At 68.5% G+C, this 1,494-nt stretch carries 1 protein-coding gene and 1 pseudogene; both read right to left on the reverse strand.

The genetic code is table 11. From position 1 onward, the window contains the following. Positions 1-417: condensation domain-containing protein (locus AWC14_RS30180; protein WP_249026323.1), on the reverse strand; the 417-nt coding region annotated here is incomplete at its 3' end. Between the two features lie 81 nt (positions 418-498). Beyond that, a pseudogene (locus AWC14_RS29955) lies at positions 499-1,494 on the reverse strand (non-ribosomal peptide synthetase); the annotation flags it as partial.

Raw genomic sequence — 1,494 nt, forward strand, 5'->3', positions numbered from 1 at the left:
CTGCCCGCTGCGCTGCTGGGTCCAGGCAATGTTGAGGTCTTCCACCAAGATTCGCCACGACACCGCATCGATGGCCAGGTGGTGAATGATCAATACCAGCTGGTGGGCCTCGGCCACCCACAGCGCGCGCAGCATCACCCCGGCGGCCGGGTTGAGCCGCGATCGCGCCGCGAGCAGCGCCTGCTCGCAGAGCTCGTCGATGGTGTGCAGGCAATCGTGGGCATCGACCGAGCCGGCCTCGGGCACGGTCAACGACTGGCCGTCCTCGTTGAGGCGGGCCCGCAGCATGCCATGGCGATCCAGCAGGACCTGCAGCAGCACCACCACATCGGCCTGGCTCACCGCCGCGGGGGCTTGCAGCAGAACGGTCTGGTTGAACTGATCCACCGCGCCGTCAAAACTGTGCAGCCACCGCATGATCGGAGTGGCCACCACCTGGCCGGTGCCCTCATCACCCGGGCCGCCCTCACCCACGGTGGTGGCGACCCGGGCCAGTCGGGCCACGCTTTGCTCGACGAACACATCCCGCGGCCGACACATCAGCCCCGCGGCGCGGGCGCGTGCGACCACCTGCATCGCCGAAATGCTGTCACCGCCCAAATCGAAGAACGACTCATCGACCCCGACCCGCTCCACCCCCAACACCTGGGCATAAATCCCGGCCAACACGTCCTCGACCGCGCTGGCCGGGGCGCGATACTCACCGGCGCGGTATTCCGGAGCCGGCAGCGCACGGGTGTCGAGCTTGCCGTTAGGGGTCAGCGGCAGCGCTTCTAATGCCACCACCGCGGCGGGCACCATATAGGCCGGCAACCGCTCGGCCAGTTGGGCGCGGAGCTCGACCGGATCTGCGGTGCCGGTGATGTAGCCCACCAGCCGCTTGTCGCCCGGGCGGTCCTCGCGGGCGATCACCACCGCCTGCTCCACCCCATCGAGCGCGCTTAAGGCCGCCTGGATTTCACCCAGCTCGATGCGATACCCGCGAACCTTGACCTGCTCGTCGGCGCGGCCCAAATACTCCAGCTGCCCATCGACACGCCAACGCACCAAATCCCCGCTGCGATACATCCGCTGCCCCGGACCCCCGAACGGGCAGGCCACAAACCGCGCCGCGGTCAACCCGCCCCGCCGCACATAACCCACGGCCACCCCGCTACCCGCGATATACAGCTCGCCGACCACCCCGGCCGGCACCGGGTGCAGCCAGCCGTCGAGCACAAACAACGCCGCCCCCGCCACCGGAGACCCAATCGGCGGCACACCGGAGCCTGGTGTCAGCGGCGCGCTGACCGCCACACACATCGTCGTCTCAGTCGGCCCATAAGCATTGACCATCACCCGCCCCGGCGCCCAGCGATCCACCACCCGCGCCGAACAGGCCTCCCCGGCCACCACCAACGCCGTCGACTCCAACCCCTCAGGCTCCAAAACACTGACCGCCGACGGGGTCTGGGTCAACACATCGACTTGTTCGGCCACCAACACATCGTGGAA

The organism is Mycobacterium kyorinense, assembly GCF_002101735.1.
GTDB classification, from domain to species: Bacteria; Actinomycetota; Actinomycetes; order Mycobacteriales; family Mycobacteriaceae; genus Mycobacterium; species Mycobacterium kyorinense.